The organism is Klebsiella sp. CSG-1, assembly GCF_056521145.1.
This window is the reverse complement of sequence record NZ_JBWNLD010000007.1, coordinates 1-16,750: the sequence shown is the minus strand read 5'-3', so window position 1 is coordinate 16,750 and position 16,750 is coordinate 1. Positions and strand designations below refer to the sequence as shown.

The following is a 16,750-nucleotide window of genomic DNA, read 5'->3' as shown; positions in this document are numbered from 1 at the left end:
GGTGGTAAACATGAAAACGACAGCTCTACGCCTTTACGGTAAACGCGACCTGCGTCTGGAAACCTTTGCACTCCCGGAAATGCAGGATGACGAGATCCTGGCCCGCGTGGTCACCGATAGCCTGTGCCTCTCTTCCTGGAAAGAGGCCAACCAGGGGGAAAACCATAAAAAGGTGCCGGACGACGTGGCGGTGAACCCGATCATTATCGGCCATGAATTCTGCGGTGAAATCCTCGCGGTCGGGAAAAAGTGGCAGCATAAATTCCAGGCCGGTCAGCGCTATGTGATTCAGGCCAACCTGCAGCTGCCGGATCGCCCCGATTGCCCCGGCTACTCCTTCCCGTGGATCGGTGGCGAAGCGACTCACGTGGTGATCCCGGATGAGGTCATGACGCAAGATTGTCTGCTCACCTGGGAAGGCGATACCTGGTTTGAAGGCTCGCTGGTCGAACCGCTCTCCTGTGTGATCGGTGCATTCAACGCCAACTATCATCTGCAGGAAGGGAGCTATAACCATGTGATGGGGATCCGACCTCAGGGCCGCACGCTGATCCTCGGTGGTACCGGCCCCATGGGGCTGCTGGCGATCGACTACGCCCTGCATGGGCCGGTCAACCCTTCCCTGTTGGTGGTGACCGATACCAACAAACCGAAGCTGAGCTATGCCCGCCAGCATTATCCGTCAGAACCGCAAACGCTGATCCATTACCTCGACGGGCACGATGCCGGACGCGAGACGCTGATGGCGCTGAGCGGCGGCCACGGCTTTGACGATATTTTTGTCTTCGTGCCGAAAGAGGAGCTGATTACCATGGCCTCTTCGCTGCTGGCCCCCGACGGCTGTCTGAACTTCTTTGCCGGCCCGCAGGATAAGCAGTTCAGCGCTCCGGTAAACTTTTACGACGTGCATTATGCCTTTACGCATTACGTCGGTACTTCCGGCGGCAATACAGACGATATGCGGGCCGCCGTGGCGCTGATGCAGGCGAAAAAAGTCCAGGCGGCGAAAGTGGTGACCCATATTCTCGGACTCAATGCGGCGGGTGAAACTACCCTCGATTTACCGGCCGTCGGCGGCGGTAAAAAGCTGGTGTATACCGAAAAATCACTTCCCCTGACCCCTCTTGGTGCCATTGCTGACCCTGAACTGGCGGCCATTATGGCGCGTCATCACGGGATCTGGTCCGCCGAAGCGGAACGGTACCTGCTGGCCCACGCACCGGACATTGCTCATGATTAATCGCGAAACTCAGCTCTGCATGTCGCTGGCCGGCCGGCCAGGCAACTTCGGTACCCGTTTTCACAACTATCTGTATGAGAAGCTGGGGCTGAATTTTATCTATAAAGCCTTTACCACGCAGGATATCGCCGCCGCGGTGGGAGGGGTACGGGCGCTGGGGATTCGCGGTTGCGCGGTCTCGATGCCGTTTAAAGAGAGCTGCATGCCCTTCCTTGACGCCATCGATCCTTCGGCCAGGGTAATTGATTCCGTCAATACCATCGTTAACGACAACGGCAGATTGACCGGACTCAACACCGACTATATCGCGGTGAAGAGCCTGATCGACAGCCACCAGCTGGATACCCATGCCAGCGTGATGATTCAGGGCAGCGGCGGCATGGGGAAAGCGGTTATCGCCGCCTTTCGCGACGCCGGCTTTCGCGATGTGGTTATCGCCGCCCGCAATCGCGACAGCGGCCTGGCGCTGGCGAAACAGTACGGTTTTCAGTGGCAGCCGCAGCCTGAAGGGATCAGGGCCGATATTCTGGTCAACGTCACACCGCTCGGCATGGCAGGCGGTACGCAAAGCGACACCCTGGCATTCAGCCAGTCGATGGTTGGGCAGGCTCAGGTCGTGTTCGACGTGGTGGCCCTGCCGTCGCAAACACCGCTGATTCGTCTGGCGCAGAGGCTGGATAAGCAGATTATCAGCGGCGCGGAGGTGATTGCGCTGCAGGCGGTGGAACAATTCGCGCTTTATACCGGCGTACGTCCGGATGCCGATCTCGTCAACGAGGCTGCGGCATTTGCGCGGGCGGGGTAAGCCTGAGCGCCAGGGAGGGCGCTCTTACCCCGGTTTCCTGGTTTCATACTCTTTGCCTCCCCTTCACCGTTCCCCTCTTCTCACTCGTCACAACAGCAAGAGACCCGGTGTCGCGCCGCCACCTTGCAACATCGTGAGCCATATCAGTGAGCCTGCGGGCAACCGGTGGTAGGATCGCCTGCGACTCTGTAACCTGGCTAAATGGAGAAAAGATGGAACTGCTGTTATTGAGTAACTCGTCGCTACCCGGCAAAGCATGGCTGGAACATGCGCTGCCGCTGATTGCCGGACAGCTAAACGGACGCCGTTCCGCGGTGTTTATCCCCTTTGCCGGGGTGACGCAAACCTGGGATGACTACACGGCCAAAGCCGCCGGGGTGCTCGCCCCGCTTGGCGTTTCCGTCACCGGTATTCACCGCGTCGCCGACCCGGTGGCGGCGATTGCCGCCGCTGAAGTGGTGATTGTCGGCGGCGGCAATACTTTTCAGCTGCTGAAAGAGTGCCGTGGACGCGGGCTTTTGGCGCCAGTTGTGGACGTTGTGAAGCGTGGCGCGCTGTACATCGGCTGGAGCGCGGGCGCAAATCTCGCCTGCCCGACCATCCGCACCACCAACGATATGCCGATTGTCGATCCGCAGGGTTTTGACGCGCTGGGGCTGTTCCCGCTGCAGATTAACCCGCACTTTACCAACGCGCTGCCGGAAGGACATCAGGGCGAAACCCGTGAGCAGCGTATTCGCGAACTGCTGGTCGTGGCCCCGGAGCTGACGATCGTCGGCCTACCGGAAGGCAACTGGATTCAGGTGACACAGGGGCAGGCCACCCTCGGCGGCCCGAACCCGACGCTGCTGTTTAAAGCCGGTGAGGAAGCGGTGCCTCTGCAGGCCGGTCACCGCTTTTAAGATGACGGTTCCCGGCTTGCGGCGTCAGCGTCGCCGCCGGGATATCGCCCCCGTGACCGGTTAATCCGCCGACGGCAGGAAAACGACTTAGTATTCATCCCGATCGTCATCTTCATCCGGCTGCTCCATCACGCTATAAGCCACCGAGCAGAACAACGAGTTCAGGCGTTTCATATCCCCCAGTAACCCCAGATGCAGCGAGCTGGTCTCGATACTCTGCACGTTCTGCTGGTGCAGACGGTCGACGTGTGCGTGCGAGTAGCGGCGGTTCAGGATGCGGAAACGATGCTTGTTGCGGCGCAGGCGTCGGGCGCTCGGGACATCGCTGGAGAAAAAGACCGACATCGCCAGCTGTAGGTTGCTGAGCAGCTGCTCGTACAGCCCGTCCAGCTCCTTCAGCCCTTCCACCGAAAAGGCGCGGCGCGCCGCCAGCGATTTATCGGCGATTTCGCTGCCCATTCTCTCGACGATATCGGAAGCCTGCTCCAGATTGAGCGCCATTTCGATGATCTCCGCCCAGCGGCGGGACTCTTCTTCGGCCAGCTCATCTTTCGGCATGCGGGCCAGATAGAGCTTGATCGCGGTGTAGAGCACGTTGATATCGTCCGCCAGCCTGCGCAACTCTTTCTCCTCCCGCGGCTCGCCGTGCATCACCTTGTGCAGCCCCTCGAGCATCTGCTCCATCGCGTCGCCAATGCGCAACGTTTCGCGTGCGGCATTCGCCAACGCCAGCGCCGGCGTATCCAGCGCCGTGGTATCCAGATGTTTTGGTTTGAGATGGAGGTCCTGCTCGGGATCCTCACGAATCATCCGTTTGCAGAGTCTGGCCATGGGCTCGGCAAAGGGCACCATCGCCACGCAGCGAATCAGGTTGTAGAAGACGTGGAAGTAGATAACCAGTTCCGATTCCGGCAGCGGCATACGGTGCATCGTATTGGCCAGCACATGCACAAACGGCAGAATAATCAGACTCCCCACCAGCTTGAACAACAGACTGCCGAGCGCCACGCGGCGCGCAGAAGCGTTGGCGGCGCTGTTGTTGATCATCGCCAGAATCCCCGAACCGAGGTTGGCGCCAATCACCAGGCACAGCGCCACCGGAAACGAAATCACCCCGGTGGAAGTCAGGGTTGCCGTTAACAGCACGGCCGCCAGGCTGGAGTAGCTGATGATGGCAAACATGGCGCCAATCAGCGCGTCGAGCATAATGTCGCCGGTCAGCGAGGCGAAAATCACCTGCACGCCATTTGCCTGGGTGATGGGATGAACCGCCTGCACAATCAGTTCCAGCGCTAGCAGAATCAGCCCCAGGCCGATCCCCACCCGTCCGAGCTGGCCGGCACGCGTTTGTTTGCGTCCGAGGAAAAAAATCACGCCGATAAAAATCAGCAGCGGCGACAGCCACGACAGATCGAAGGTCAGCACCCTCGCCATCAATGCGGTCCCCACATCGGCCCCCAGCACAATCACCAGCGCAGGCGTCAGCGCGACCAGATCCTGAGCGACAAATGAGGTCACCAGCATGGTGGTGGCATTACTGCTCTGGACCAGAGCCGTGACGCCAATCCCCGCGCAGAAGGCGAGCGGTTTTTTCTCAACGCTACTACTGAGGACGGAACGCAGGCGCGCGCCAAATACGCGCATCACGCCGGTACGAACGATGTGGGTGCCCCAGACCAGCAGGGCAACAGCAGACAGCAGATGCAGCAGAGTTAACACGGATTCTTATTCTCCTTATTACCCGACGGATATATACCGATAACCCGTCCTGAACGCGCCGGGCTTATCCGGGCGATATCGTCCGGAGCGATATCAGGCGATGCCGGCCGTTGTGGATCAATACTCCAGTATAAGGGTTTAACCACAATAAAGAGACAGGGCGCCCTGATGGCGCCCTGTAAGTTGTAAGCTAAGATGACGGATTTGTGACCGGTCGCGTTCTAGTCCGCGTCATATCCCAGGTTTGGCGCCAGCCAGCGTTCAACTTCCGCAGGCGTCATCCCTTTCCGCTGGGCATAATCTTCCACCTGATCGCGCTGAATTTGCGCCACCGCGTAATACTTGCTGTCCGGATGGCTGAAGTACCAGCCGGAAACCGATGCGCCCGGCCACATGGCGAACGACTCGGTCAGCTTCATACCGGTATGCGCCTCGACATCCAGCAGTTCCCAGATCACCGCTTTTTCCGTGTGCTCCGGACAGGCCGGGTAACCCGGCGCGGGACGAATCCCCTGGTAGTTTTCGCGGATCAGCTCCTCGTTACTGAGGTTCTCATTCGCCGCATAGCCCCAGTAGACCTTACGCACGCGTTCATGCAGGTATTCGGCAAACGCTTCCGCCAGACGGTCGGCGATGGCTTTGACCATAATCTTGTTGTAATCATCGTGCTGCGCATCAAACGCTTCCGCCAGCGCGTCCTCTTCCAGCCCGCCGGTCACCGCAAATGCGCCGAGGTAGTCAGCTTTGCCGCTGAGCTTCGGCGCCACAAAATCGGCAAGGCAGTAGTTGGCAAAGCCGACTTTCTCCGTCTGCTGACGCAGATGGTGGCTGACCGTCAGCACATGGGTACGGGTTTCATCGCGGTAGATTTCAATGTCATCCCCCACCCGGTTGGCCGGGAATAACCCCACCACGCCGCGCGGATTCAGCGTCTTCTCTGCGCTCAGTTTATCCAGCATCTCGTTAGCATCGTGGAACAACCGCTTCGCCTCTTCGCCGACTACCTCGTCTTCCAGAATGCGTGGATACTTCCCGGCCAGCGACCAGGTCATAAAGAATGGCGTCCAGTCGATGTAGTTGCGCAGGGTTTCGATGCTGGCTTCCACGCTCTGCACGCCCAGACGATGGGCAACCGGTGGCGTGTAGCTGGCCCAGTCAAAGGCCAGATCGTTCTCACGAGCGGCAGCCAGGGTCACCGGCGGCGTGCGTGGTTTCTTGCGAGCGTGCTGGATACGCACGGTTTCATACTCGCGACGCGTGCGCGCAACAAAATCATCGTGCTGTGTGTCGGAGAGCAGAGCCGAGACCACGCCCACGGTGCGCGAGGCGTTCTGAACATAGACCGTCGGGCCGCTGTAGTTCTGCTCGATTTTGACCGCCGTATGGGCCTTCGACGTCGTGGCCCCGCCAATCAGCAGCGGAATGGTAAAGCCCTGGCGTTCCATCTCTTTCGCCACGTTAACCATCTCGTCCAGCGACGGGGTAATCAGCCCGGAGAGGCCAATCAGGTCGGCATTCACTTCGCGGGCGGTTTTGAGGATTTTATCCGCCGGCACCATCACGCCAAGATCGATAATTTCGTAGTTATTGCACTGCAGCACCACGCCAACGATATTTTTACCGATGTCGTGGACGTCGCCTTTCACGGTCGCAATGACCATCTTGCCGTTGCTGGAGCCCTTTTCCTTGCTGGCTTCAATATACGGCTCCAGATAGGCGACCGCCTGTTTCATCACCCGGGCCGACTTCACCACCTGCGGCAGGAACATTTTACCTTCGCCGAACAGGTCGCCGACCACGTTCATCCCGTCCATCAGCGGGCCTTCAATCACTTCTATCGGCCTAGCGGCCTGCTGGCGCGCCTCTTCGGTATCCAGCTCGATAAACTCGGTAATGCCTTTTACCAGCGAGTATTCAAGCCGTTTTTTCACGTCCCAGCTGCGCCATTCCGCCTGCTGGGCGTTGGCGGAGTCGTCCGTTTTGCTGCCGCGGTATTTTTCCGCCAGCTCCAGCAGACGCTCGGTGCCGTCAGCATGACGGTTAAGGATCACGTCTTCGACGGCATCGCGCAGCTCAGCCGGCAGATCGTCATAAATCGCCAGCTGACCGGCGTTAACGATCCCCATATCCATGCCGTTACGGATGGCGTAGTAGAGGAAGACGGCGTGAATCGCTTCGCGAACCGGATCGTTGCCGCGGAACGAGAAGGAGACGTTTGAGACGCCGCCGGAAATCAGCGCGTGGGGCAGTTCGCGTTTAATGTCTTCACAGGCGCCGATAAAGTCCTGCGCATAGTTGTTGTGCTCTTCAATACCGGTGGCGACAGCGAAGATATTGGGGTCAAAAATAATATCTTCCGGCGGGAATCCCACCTCTTCGGTCAGAATCTTGTATGCCCGGCGGCAAATTTCAATTTTCCGCGCCCGGGTATCGGCCTGGCCCATTTCATCAAAGGCCATCACCACCACGGCAGCACCGTAGCGACGCACCTTCTTCGCATGCTCAACGAAGGCCTCTACGCCCTCTTTCATTGAGATGGAGTTGACGATACCTTTGCCCTGAATACATTTCAGACCCTTTTCGATGACATCCCATTTCGAGGAGTCGATCATAATCGGCACCCGGGCAATGTCGGGCTCGCCGGCGATCAGATTAAGGAAACGCACCATCGCCGCTTCCGCGTCGAGCATCCCCTCATCCATGTTGATATCGATAATCTGCGCGCCGCTTTCCACCTGCTGGCGGGCAACGTCCAGCGCTTCGTTATATTTTTCTTCTTTAATCAGGCGCTTGAATTTGGCTGAGCCGGTCACGTTGGTCCGCTCACCGACGTTAACAAACAGGCTGTCGTCGCCGATATTCAGCGGTTCCAGGCCGGCCAGACGGCAAGCGACCGGGATCTCCGGCAGCGCGCGCGGCGCGAGGCCCGTAACGGCGCGCGTCATGGCGGCGATATGTTCCGGCGTAGTGCCGCAGCAGCCGCCGACGATGTTCAGGAAACCCGATTCCGCCCATTCGCGAATCTGCGCCGCCATGGTGTCAGCGTCCAAATCGTATTCACCAAAGGCGTTCGGCAGCCCGGCATTGGGGTGCGCAGTGACATAGCATTCGGCAATGCGCGACAGCTCCTGCACATACTGGCGCAGCTCATCTGGCCCCAGCGCGCAGTTCAGGCCGAAGGTGAGCGCATCGGCATGACGCAGGGAGTTATAAAAGGCTTCGGTGGTTTGCCCGGAGAGCGTACGCCCGGAGGCGTCGGTGATGGTACCGGAGATCATGATCGGCAGTTCAACGCCCAGCGCCTCAAACTCCTCTTTCACGGCGAAGATCGCCGCTTTGGCATTCAGGGTATCGAACACGGTCTCGATCAGAATCAGGTCAACGCCCCCTTCCACCAGCGCTTTGGTGGACTCGCGGTAAGCCTCCACCAGCCCATCAAAGGTAATATTGCGGTAGGCTGGGTCGTTAACATCAGGGGAAATAGAGGCGGTGCGGTTGGTCGGGCCGAGCACGCCCGCGACGTAGCGCGGTTTTTCCGGCGTGCGGGAAGTCCACTCATCGGCGCAGGCGCGCGCCAGCTTTGCCGCGACAAAATTGATTTCCGCCGACAGGGATTCCATCTGGTAATCCGCCATCGCGATAGTGGTCGAGTTAAAGGTGTTGGTTTCAATGATATCCGCCCCCGCCTCAAAGTAGGCGTCATGGATAGCGGTTATCACATCCGGCTTACTGAGCACCAGCAGATCGTTATTGCCTTTCAGATCGCATGGCCAGTCGGCAAAGCGTTCGCCGCGGAAGTCCTCTTCACTCAGACGATAGCCCTGGATCATGGTACCCATGCCCCCATCCAGAACCAAAATACGTTTTTTTAACTGCTGATGCAGTTGTTCAACTTTGCTGCTCACACTCGCTCCCGACAACGCTCAACCAGACCGAAAAAACTCAACGGACCATACTGGCATAAAGCACCAGAGCGGAAAAGAGAACGACGGGCAATATGAGACATGTTCAGCTTCACTCCTCCGATCAGTCCGGTTGTGATTGCAAATCCGAAAAATAAAATGAAAACTATTTCCACGATACAGAAAAAAGGAATCTGCGATGGCCACTCCCGTTCCCGCTAAGCGCGGCAGAAAACCCGCGACGCCCGCCGCCCCCCAGGCTGGCGGCCAGGTTCAGTCGCTCACCCGTGGATTAAAATTGCTTGAATGGATTGCTGAGTCTCACAGCAGCGTGGCGCTGACTGAACTGGCCCAGCAGGCCGGGCTGCCCAACTCCACCACCCATCGTCTGCTGACGACCATGCAGCAGCTGGGCTTTGTCCGCCAGGTGGGTGAGCTGGGCCACTGGTCCGTGGGCGCACATGCCTTTGTGGTCGGCAGCAGCTTCCTGCAAAGCCGCAACCTGCTGGCGATCGTCCACCCGATCCTGCGCCAGCTGATGGAAGACTCCGGTGAAACCGTCAATCTGGCGGTGCTGGATCAAAGCGATCACCAGGCGATTATTATTGATCAGGTGCAGTGTACGCAGCTGATGCGCATGTCGGCGCCGATTGGCGGCAAGCTCCCGATGCACGCCTCCGGCGCGGGTAAAGCATTCCTGTCACAGCTCAGCGAAGAGCAGGTCACCGGTCTGCTGCATCGCAAAGGGCTACATGCTTATACTCACGCCACGCTGGTCTCCCCGGTCCATCTGAAAGAGGATTTAGCCCAGACGCGCAAGCGCGGCTACTCATTTGATGATGAAGAACATGCCCTCGGTTTACGCTGCGTCGCCTCATGTATTTATGACGAACACCGCGAACCGTTTGCCGCTATCTCTATTTCCGGGCCGATTTCCCGGATGACCGACGATCGCGTCACCGAACTGGGGGCGCTGGTGATTAAAGCGGCGAAAGAAGTGACGCTGGCCTACGGCGGGATGCGATAAATGAGCGATCTGAAGTCATACTGGCAGGATAAATACCCTTCTGCTTTCTGCTGGTCTTTCGGCGATTCACCTGAGCTGGCCGACGAACTGGCGGCCCTGGTCGTCGCGGGGAAAAAGCGAGGCACCTGCGGCTCGCTTGTCAGCTATCAGCAAGAGCAGCCGCCCGTGACGCCAGGGGCATACCACATTGTGCTGGACGGCAAAGGAAAAGCGGTATGTGTGATACGTACCCTGGCGCTCAGGCTCATCCGTTTTAACGAAATGAGCCCGGAGCTCGCCGCGCTGGAAGGCGAAGGCGATTTGAGCCTGGCTTACTGGCAATCGGCACATCGGGCCTTCTTTGAACGAGAGGGCAGCTGGGCGCCGGATATGGAGCTGGTGTACGAAGAGTTTGCCGTGATCGAGGCGGCCTGAACAGCACGCCTACCCCGCCTGCTGCAACGCGCCGTAGCGCACGCAAAAACGCTGACGGCGCCGGTAGGCATAGACATCCTCTACATGGCCGTGACGAATGCGCGTCTGCAGCTCTCGCCAGTAGTCTGCCCGCAGCAGATCGGCGTGCATCTCTTCAAGCAGCGGCCCGATACGCGGATCAGCGCACAGCCAGTGGCGAAACTCTTCCGGGAAGACATCTCCCGGCGACACGCTGTACCACGGTTCGCTCGCCAGCTCATCTTCCGGATAGCGCGGCGGCGGAATGTCGCGGAAATTCACTTCGGTCATGTAGCAAATTTCATCGTAATCATAGAACACCACCCGGCCATGGCGGGTCACGCCGAAATTTTTAAACAGCATATCGCCGGGGAAAATATTGGCGGCGGCAAGCTGGCGAATCGCGTTGCCATACTCCTCCACCGCATCGCGCAGCGCCTGGCCACTCACCTGCTCCAGCCAGATATTCAGCGGGACCATCCGGCGTTCGATATAGAGATGGCTGATGACAATGCGATCGCCTAGATCGGTGATTTTTGCGCCGGCTTCCGTCTGCAGTAATGCCATCAGCGCCGGGGCAATCTGCCGTTTTTCCAGCACGAAGTTTTCAAACTCCTGGGTATCGGCCATTCTCCCGACGCGGTCATGTTCTTTTACCAGCTGATAGCAGGCGCGGACGTGGGCCGCGGTCATCTCCTTTTGCGGCGCAAAGCGGTCTTTGATCACCTTAAATACCCGGTCAAATCCCGGCAGAGTAAAGACCAGCATCACCATGCCGCGGATGCCCGGCGCCTCAATAAACTGCTCATCGCTGCGGGCAATATAGTGCAGGTATTCGCGATAGCTTTCCGTCTTCGCATGCTTCTGACAGCCAATCGCCATATACAGTTCGGCGGTAGTTTTACCCGGCAGAATGTCGCGCAGCCATTCCACCAGCGCACCGGGCAGCGGCGCGTAGACCATAAAATAAGAACGGGCGAAGCCAAACACGATGCTGGCTTCGGCGTGAGTCGTCAGACAGGTATCAATAAACAGTTCGCCCTCCTCGCTGCGATGGACAGGCAGCAAAAACGGCAGGGTTGCCACCGGCGTAACCAGCTTACCCACCAGCCAGGCGGCTTTATTGCGGTAAAAGAGTTCGTTCGCGATCTGCAAGTGGGAGCGGGATAACATCTCGCTTCCCAGCGCCTCCTGCAGGCTGGCGCTAATGTAGCCGATGTCGCGCGCCTTGTTTTGCCACGGCAGACGCAGGGGTAAGTCGGTGAGAACCTTGCTTAACAGCGTCTCCCAGCCGCGATCGGGAAAGAAGTTTTTCGCCAGCGGTCGTGGCAGGGAACGAAAGCTGCGCTCCGGCTGAGAACTGAAAATAAAAAGCCGCTCGGGTGTCAGCGAGCGGTGGTCAAACAACCGGCAATAGACAGAATTAAAAAAGCTCTCCGCAATCTCAAAGCGAGGGTAATCCGGCAGCAGGTGCGTGTACTGCTCTTTCACCCGCAGTAAAAAATCCACGTCGGTGCTTTTACCTTCGGTAATACAGCGCAGCTGTTCCACCACCAGCCCGACGTGATGATCATAAAGGTGAATTCGCTGCTTCATGGCCTGCTGAACCGCATGCCAGTCGGCATGTTCAAACCGCTGCTGCGCGCCTGAAGTCACTTCCAGAAAACGCCCGTACTGCGCGTCGAAGCCCTGTAAAATCGTTTGTGCAATCAATAATTCCAGGCCACGCGTCATCGCTTTTCCCCATCCGGCATCCGCTCATGCCGGATGGCGCGTTCGCTTATCCGGCCTACCGCTTTCGTAGGCCCGGTAAGCGCAGCGCCACCGGGCAGCAATCAGAACTGCTCTTCTTCCGTTGAACCGGTCAACGCCGTTACCGAGGAAGCCCCGCCCTGGATAATAGTGGTCACTTTATCAAAGTAGCCGGTGCCCACTTCCTGCTGATGAGAGACAAAGGTGTAGCCATCTTTAGCCGCGGCAAACTCTGGCTGCTGCACTTTCTCAACGTAGTGCTTCATGCCTTCGCCCTGCGCATAGGCATGGGCCAGGTCGAACATGTTGAACCACATGCTGTGGATCCCCGCCAGCGTGATGAACTGGTATTTGTAACCCATATCAGACAGCGACTGCTGGAAGTGAGCGATGGTGTTGTCATCAAGATTTTTCTTCCAGTTGAACGACGGCGAACAGTTGTAGGCCAGCAGTTTGCCCGGGAAACGCGCGTGAATCGCCTCGGCAAAGCGGCGCGCCTGCTCCAGATCGGGTTTCGAAGTTTCACACCACACCAGGTCCGCGTACGGCGCATAGGCCAGACCGCGACTGATCGCTTGTTCGATACCGGCATGGGTACGGAAAAATCCTTCGCTGGTGCGTTCGCCGGTGACAAACTCGCGATCGTACGGATCGCAATCAGACGTAATCAGATCGGCAGCATCGGCATCCGTTCGCGCAATCACCAGCGTCGGTACGCCCGTCACGTCCGCGGCCAGACGCGCCGCGACCAGTTTCTGAATGGCTTCCTGCGTCGGCACCAGCACTTTGCCGCCCATATGGCCGCACTTCTTCACCGAAGCCAGCTGATCTTCAAAATGAACGGCCGCTGCACCGGCCTCAATCATCGATTTCATCAGCTCGAACGCGTTAAGCACACCGCCAAAACCCGCTTCGGCATCCGCCACGATCGGCAGAAAATAGTCGGTATAGCGCGGATCGCCCGGTTCAATCCCCGCCGACCACTGGATCTGATCCGCGCGACGGAAGGTGTTGTTGATCCGATCGACCACCGCAGGTACCGAGTTTGCAGGATACAGCGATTGATCCGGGTACATGCTGGAGGCGAGGTTGGCGTCCGCCGCCACCTGCCAGCCGGAGAGATAAATCGCCTCAATCCCGGCTTTCGCCTGCTGCAATGCCTGCCCGCCGGTCAGCGCGCCGAGGCTGTTGATGTAGCCTTTTTTCGCTTCGCCATGCAGCAGCCGCCACATTTTGGCCGCGCCAAGCTGCGCCAGCGTGCATTCCGGATTGACTGAGCCACGCAATTTCACCACGTCCTCAGCGCTATAGGGGCGGGTAATGCCTTCCCAACGCGGTTGTGTCCACTCTTTGTTTAATTCTTCGATTTGTTGGGTACGGGTTTTCATGTGCAGATGCTCCATTATTTTCTCCTGGCTTCCCAGGCGTTATCGGTGAAAGCAGTTTGGCCGCGGCCAAAAAGACAAACCAAGTTGCCCGCTGGTTACGCCAGCAGGCGGTAGCCCGGCAGCGTCAGGAAGTCGATTAACTCCTCTGAGGTGGTGATCTGTTCCATCAGGCGTGCGGCATCGTCAAAACGTCCGCTGCTGTAGCGGTGTTCGCCGAGCTCGTCCTGAATGACCATCAGCTCTTCCGCTAACCACTGACGAAACAGCGTCTTGGTGACCGGCGTGCCGTCACTGAGGGTTTTCTGATGGTGAATCCATTGCCAGATGGAGGTCCGCGAAATTTCGGCGGTCGCCGCATCTTCCATCAGACCGTAAATCGGGACGCAGCCATTACCGGAGATCCAGGCTTCGATATACTGCACCGCAACACGAATATTGGCGCGCATCCCCGCCTCCGTACGTTCGCCCTCACAGGGCGCCAGCAGCTGGTCGGCGGTTATCGGCGCATCGTCTTCCCGGCTGACGAACAGCTGGTTAGGGCGTTCGCCCAGAACCTGGTTGAAGACGGCCATGGCGGTATCCGCCAGCCCCGGATGCGCGATCCAGGTGCCGTCGTGGCCATTTTTCGCTTCCAGCTCTTTATCTGCGGTAACTTTGGCGAGGACCTGGCGGTTACGGTCGGCATCTTTGCTGGGGATAAACGCCGCCATTCCCCCCATCGCGAACGCGCCGCGTTTATGGCAGGTCTTAATCAACAGACGCGAATAGGCGCTGAGGAACGGCTTATCCATCGTGACAACCTGACGGTCGGGTAAGACGCGGTCGCCATGATTTTTTAATGTTTTGATATAGCTGAAAATGTAATCCCAGCGTCCGCAGTTCAGACCGACAATATGGTCCCGCAGCGCATGCAGAATCTCATCCATCTGGAACACCGCTGGCAGGGTTTCAATTAACAGCGTGGCCTTAATCGTGCCGCGCGGCAGTCCAAACCGGTCTTCGGTATAGCTAAAGACATCGCCCCACCATGCCGCTTCCTGCCAGGCCTGGGTTTTCGGCAGGTAGAAGTAAGGACCGCTGCCTTTTGCCAGCAGGTTTTTGTAGTTGTGAAAAAAATAGAGCGCGAAATCAAACAGGCTGCCGGGAATCGACTCGCCGCGCCACGTCACATGCTTTTCCGGCAGATGCAGGCCGCGCACGCGGCATACCAGTACCGCGGGATTGGGCTTCAGCTGGTAAATCTTGCCGGATTCATTGGTGTAGCTGATGGTGCCATTCACCGCATCGCGCAGATTAATCTGGCCATCAATGACTTTGTTCCAGTCCGGGGCCAGCGAGTCCTCAAAATCTGCCATAAAGACTTTCACATTGGCGTTGAGGGCGTTAATCACCATTTTGCGCTCTACCGGTCCGGTGATTTCCACCCGACGATCCTGTAAATCGGCGGGAATACCGCGAATCGTCCAGTCACCATTTCTAATGGAATCCGTTTCCGAAATAAAATCAGGCAGTCTTCCTGCGTCAATCGCCTGCTGTTGCTGAATACGTGCCGCCAGTAGTTTATTGCGCTCAGGCGTAAAGCGGCTCACCAGTTCCGTCAGAAACTCTATCGCCTCAGGCGTTAAAATCTGCTTTTCCTGCTCGCCATAAGGCCGGCTGAAGGCCAGTTCGTCAGTTATTGTCGCCTGTTGCGTCATTTTGTAGCTCCTATTGGTTGATCCAGTTGGCGCGAGTGAACGATCGTTGTCTGGTTTTCGCTCAACACAATTAAGACTACTCAATAAAATTACAAAATCAAAAACAATTTCCATTTTTAATTTAATATACAATCAACATATTGATAACATTGAAGTTAAAGTTATTCTTTATCGTGAGTTGAATTTCGGAAACAAAAAAGGCACCCGAAGGTGCCAGAGGCAAAATGCTGAAACGCTTTAGGATCGCGTTATCTGGAGGATTAATCCAAAGTCGGATTCATATTCCGCAGATCGTATGGAGTGATCTGGTAGACGTAATAGTTAAGCCAGTTTGCAAACAGCAGATTTCCATGGCTGCGCCAGGTGGCCCGCGGTTTGTTCTGCGGATCGTTTTGCGGAAAATAATTATACGGAATGTCCGGACTCAGGCCGGCTTCCACATCGCGGAAAAATTCGCTGGCCAGGGTGTGGGCGTCGTATTCCGGGTGGCCGGTCACAAAGGCGATTCGCTTATCTTTGCTGGCAAACAGATAGGCATCACCCTCTTCCGTTTCTGCCAGGATCTCTAAATCGGTGTAGTCGCGAATCAGCGCCGCCGGGAAATCCGCATAGCGAGAGTGCGGGGCGAGGAAAGAGTCATCAAAACCGCGGGTCAGCAGCGCGTGAGGATGCAGAATATGATGCTCATAGACGCCGGAAATTTTTTCTGCGCGGGTCTGCTTAGGAATGCCGTACAGAATATTGAGTGCGGCCTGTACCGCCCAACAGACAAACAGCGTAGAGGTGACGTGATCTTTCGCCCACTCCAGCACCTGCTTGATCTGCGGCCAGTAGGCAACATCGTTAAATTCAACCAGCCCCAGCGGGGCGCCGGTGACGATCAGGCCGTCAAAGTTCTGGTCGCAAATATCGTCGAAGTTACAGTAGAAGTTATTCAGGTGTTCACTTGGCGTATTGCGGGATTCACGCGCATCGATACGTAGAAGCTGGATATCAAGCTGCAGCGGAGAGTTCGAAAGTAGGCGCAGGAACTGATTCTCCGTCTCGATTTTTTTCGGCATCAGGTTAAGGATAAGTACCTTCAGCGGACGAATTTCCTGAGTTGTTGCACGCGTAGTGGTCATCACAAAGACGTTCTCACTACGCAAGAAATTGACGGCTGGTAGCTCGTCCTGCACCCGAATCGGCATAACTTGATTACCTCATAGCATACGTATAAACGTTTAGACATCCAGACAGCTAACAATAACCAGGAATAATGAAAATGTCGAGTCTGCAAGCGGAAGGTGAGAAAGTTTCAACCATCTCCAGGATAGAATACAGCGGTTAATCGCAAGGAAATATCATGAATATAGTGATTCGACGTTCGCGCAGTGATGAGAGCGAACAACTGATTGAAATCTGGCGTCGTTCCGTCGATGCAACGCATCACTTTCTTTCAGCGCAGGACCGAAGGGAAATTGAGCGGCAGGTGTGCGCATTTTTTCCTCAGGTGCCGCTATGGGTTGCGGTCACGAATGAGGACAAGCCCTGCGCATTGATGCTGCTGTCTGAACGGCATCTGGAAGCCCTTTTTGTTGATCCTGACTTTCGCGGTATGGGCGTGGGTCGCCAGTTAGTCATGTATGCTCTGGAATTGATCCCCCGACTCACAACCGATGTGAATGAGCAGAACGCGCAGGCGGTAGGGTTTTACGCGAATATGGGGTTTGTGGTTAGCGGGCGATCCGCTCATGATGACCATGGCCGCCCCTACCCGCTGCTGCATTTGCGTTATGACGCGTGTTGAAACGCAAAAAGCCCGTCGGTGAGGACGGGCTTTTTACTGAATGGTGGCTGGCCGTGGTGCATGCGTCGTCGTATCACTGATGCTCACCCCTCCGGGA

Annotated in this window: 12 protein-coding genes; 6 read left to right on the top strand and 6 right to left on the bottom strand. The window is 57.2% G+C overall.

Annotated features, from left to right (window positions below; all coding sequences use genetic code 11):
* The first annotated feature begins 10 nt into the window (after positions 1–10).
* The 3 genes from sorE to pepE all read left to right on the top strand — a co-directional run bounded on the left by sorE (position 11) and on the right by pepE (position 2,947).
* Positions 11–1,240: an L-sorbose 1-phosphate reductase gene (sorE, locus tag AC007G_RS17390; protein ID WP_047663757.1), complete on the top strand. Its 1,230-nt coding sequence runs from the start codon at positions 11–13 to the stop codon at positions 1,238–1,240.
* Positions 1,233–2,045: a shikimate 5-dehydrogenase gene (locus AC007G_RS17385; RefSeq protein ID WP_032689965.1), complete on the top strand. Its 813-nt coding sequence runs from the start codon at positions 1,233–1,235 to the stop codon at positions 2,043–2,045. Before sorE ends, AC007G_RS17385 begins: the two co-directional genes overlap by 8 nt.
* A 212-nt stretch (positions 2,046–2,257) precedes the next feature.
* Positions 2,258–2,947: a dipeptidase PepE gene (pepE, locus tag AC007G_RS17380; RefSeq protein WP_049268289.1), complete on the top strand. Its 690-nt coding sequence runs from the start codon at positions 2,258–2,260 to the stop codon at positions 2,945–2,947.
* 87 nt (positions 2,948–3,034) lie between these two features.
* Here the strand turns inward: pepE and AC007G_RS17375 are convergent, their stop codons facing one another.
* Both AC007G_RS17375 and metH read right to left on the bottom strand, forming a co-directional pair.
* Positions 3,035–4,666 (bottom strand): Na/Pi cotransporter family protein, encoded by a 1,632-nt coding sequence (locus AC007G_RS17375; protein WP_047663753.1) that lies wholly within the window; start codon positions 4,664–4,666, stop codon positions 3,035–3,037.
* A gap of 221 nt (positions 4,667–4,887) precedes the next feature.
* On the bottom strand, positions 4,888–8,571 hold the full coding sequence (gene metH, locus AC007G_RS17370) for a methionine synthase (RefSeq protein WP_032698396.1): 3,684 nt from the start codon (positions 8,569–8,571) through the stop codon (positions 4,888–4,890).
* A gap of 196 nt (positions 8,572–8,767) precedes the next feature.
* Between metH and iclR the strand changes: the two genes are divergently transcribed.
* Positions 8,768–9,595: a glyoxylate bypass operon transcriptional repressor IclR gene (gene iclR / locus AC007G_RS17365; protein WP_032689970.1), complete on the top strand. Its 828-nt coding sequence runs from the start codon at positions 8,768–8,770 to the stop codon at positions 9,593–9,595.
* A gap of 9 nt (positions 9,596–9,604) precedes the next feature.
* Complete coding sequence (locus tag AC007G_RS17360; RefSeq protein WP_094898348.1) at positions 9,605–10,009, top strand: ASCH domain-containing protein; 405 nt, start codon at positions 9,605–9,607, stop codon at positions 10,007–10,009.
* 9 nt (positions 10,010–10,018) lie between these two features.
* On the opposite strand, the gene aceK is transcribed toward AC007G_RS17360, so the two are convergent.
* The 4 genes from aceK to metA form a co-directional block, all read right to left on the bottom strand.
* A complete protein-coding gene (gene aceK / locus AC007G_RS17355) occupies positions 10,019–11,761 on the bottom strand; it encodes a bifunctional isocitrate dehydrogenase kinase/phosphatase (RefSeq protein ID WP_046853257.1) in 1,743 nt (580 codons plus the stop codon).
* A 101-nt stretch (positions 11,762–11,862) separates the two neighbouring features.
* Positions 11,863–13,167: an isocitrate lyase gene (gene aceA, locus AC007G_RS17350; protein ID WP_032689983.1), complete on the bottom strand. Its 1,305-nt coding sequence runs from the start codon at positions 13,165–13,167 to the stop codon at positions 11,863–11,865.
* A 95-nt stretch (positions 13,168–13,262) separates the two neighbouring features.
* Positions 13,263–14,864: a malate synthase A gene (aceB, locus tag AC007G_RS17345; RefSeq protein WP_142630591.1), complete on the bottom strand. Its 1,602-nt coding sequence runs from the start codon at positions 14,862–14,864 to the stop codon at positions 13,263–13,265.
* A gap of 260 nt (positions 14,865–15,124) precedes the next feature.
* Positions 15,125–16,054: a homoserine O-acetyltransferase MetA gene (gene metA / locus AC007G_RS17340; RefSeq protein WP_032689974.1), complete on the bottom strand. Its 930-nt coding sequence runs from the start codon at positions 16,052–16,054 to the stop codon at positions 15,125–15,127.
* A 155-nt stretch (positions 16,055–16,209) separates the two neighbouring features.
* On the opposite strand from metA, the gene AC007G_RS17335 reads away from it, so the two are divergent.
* Positions 16,210–16,653: an acetyltransferase gene (locus AC007G_RS17335; protein WP_142630592.1), complete on the top strand. Its 444-nt coding sequence runs from the start codon at positions 16,210–16,212 to the stop codon at positions 16,651–16,653.
* The last annotated feature ends 97 nt before the right edge of the window (positions 16,654–16,750 follow it).

Coding starts and splice junctions, on each gene's coding strand:
- AC007G_RS17335 (WP_142630592.1), top strand. CDS start 16,210: ATGAATATAGTGATTCGACGTTCGCGCAGTGATGAGAGCGAACAACTG.
- pepE (WP_049268289.1), top strand. CDS start 2,258: ATGGAACTGCTGTTATTGAGTAACTCGTCGCTACCCGGCAAAGCATGG.
- aceA (WP_032689983.1), bottom strand. CDS start 13,167: ATGAAAACCCGTACCCAACAAATCGAAGAATTAAACAAAGAGTGGACA.
- aceK (WP_046853257.1), bottom strand. CDS start 11,761: ATGACGCGTGGCCTGGAATTATTGATTGCACAAACGATTTTACAGGGC.
- iclR (WP_032689970.1), top strand. CDS start 8,768: ATGGCCACTCCCGTTCCCGCTAAGCGCGGCAGAAAACCCGCGACGCCC.
- aceB (WP_142630591.1), bottom strand. CDS start 14,864: ATGACGCAACAGGCGACAATAACTGACGAACTGGCCTTCAGCCGGCCT.
- metA (WP_032689974.1), bottom strand. CDS start 16,054: ATGCCGATTCGGGTGCAGGACGAGCTACCAGCCGTCAATTTCTTGCGT.
- sorE (WP_047663757.1), top strand. CDS start 11: ATGAAAACGACAGCTCTACGCCTTTACGGTAAACGCGACCTGCGTCTG.
- AC007G_RS17385 (WP_032689965.1), top strand. CDS start 1,233: ATGATTAATCGCGAAACTCAGCTCTGCATGTCGCTGGCCGGCCGGCCA.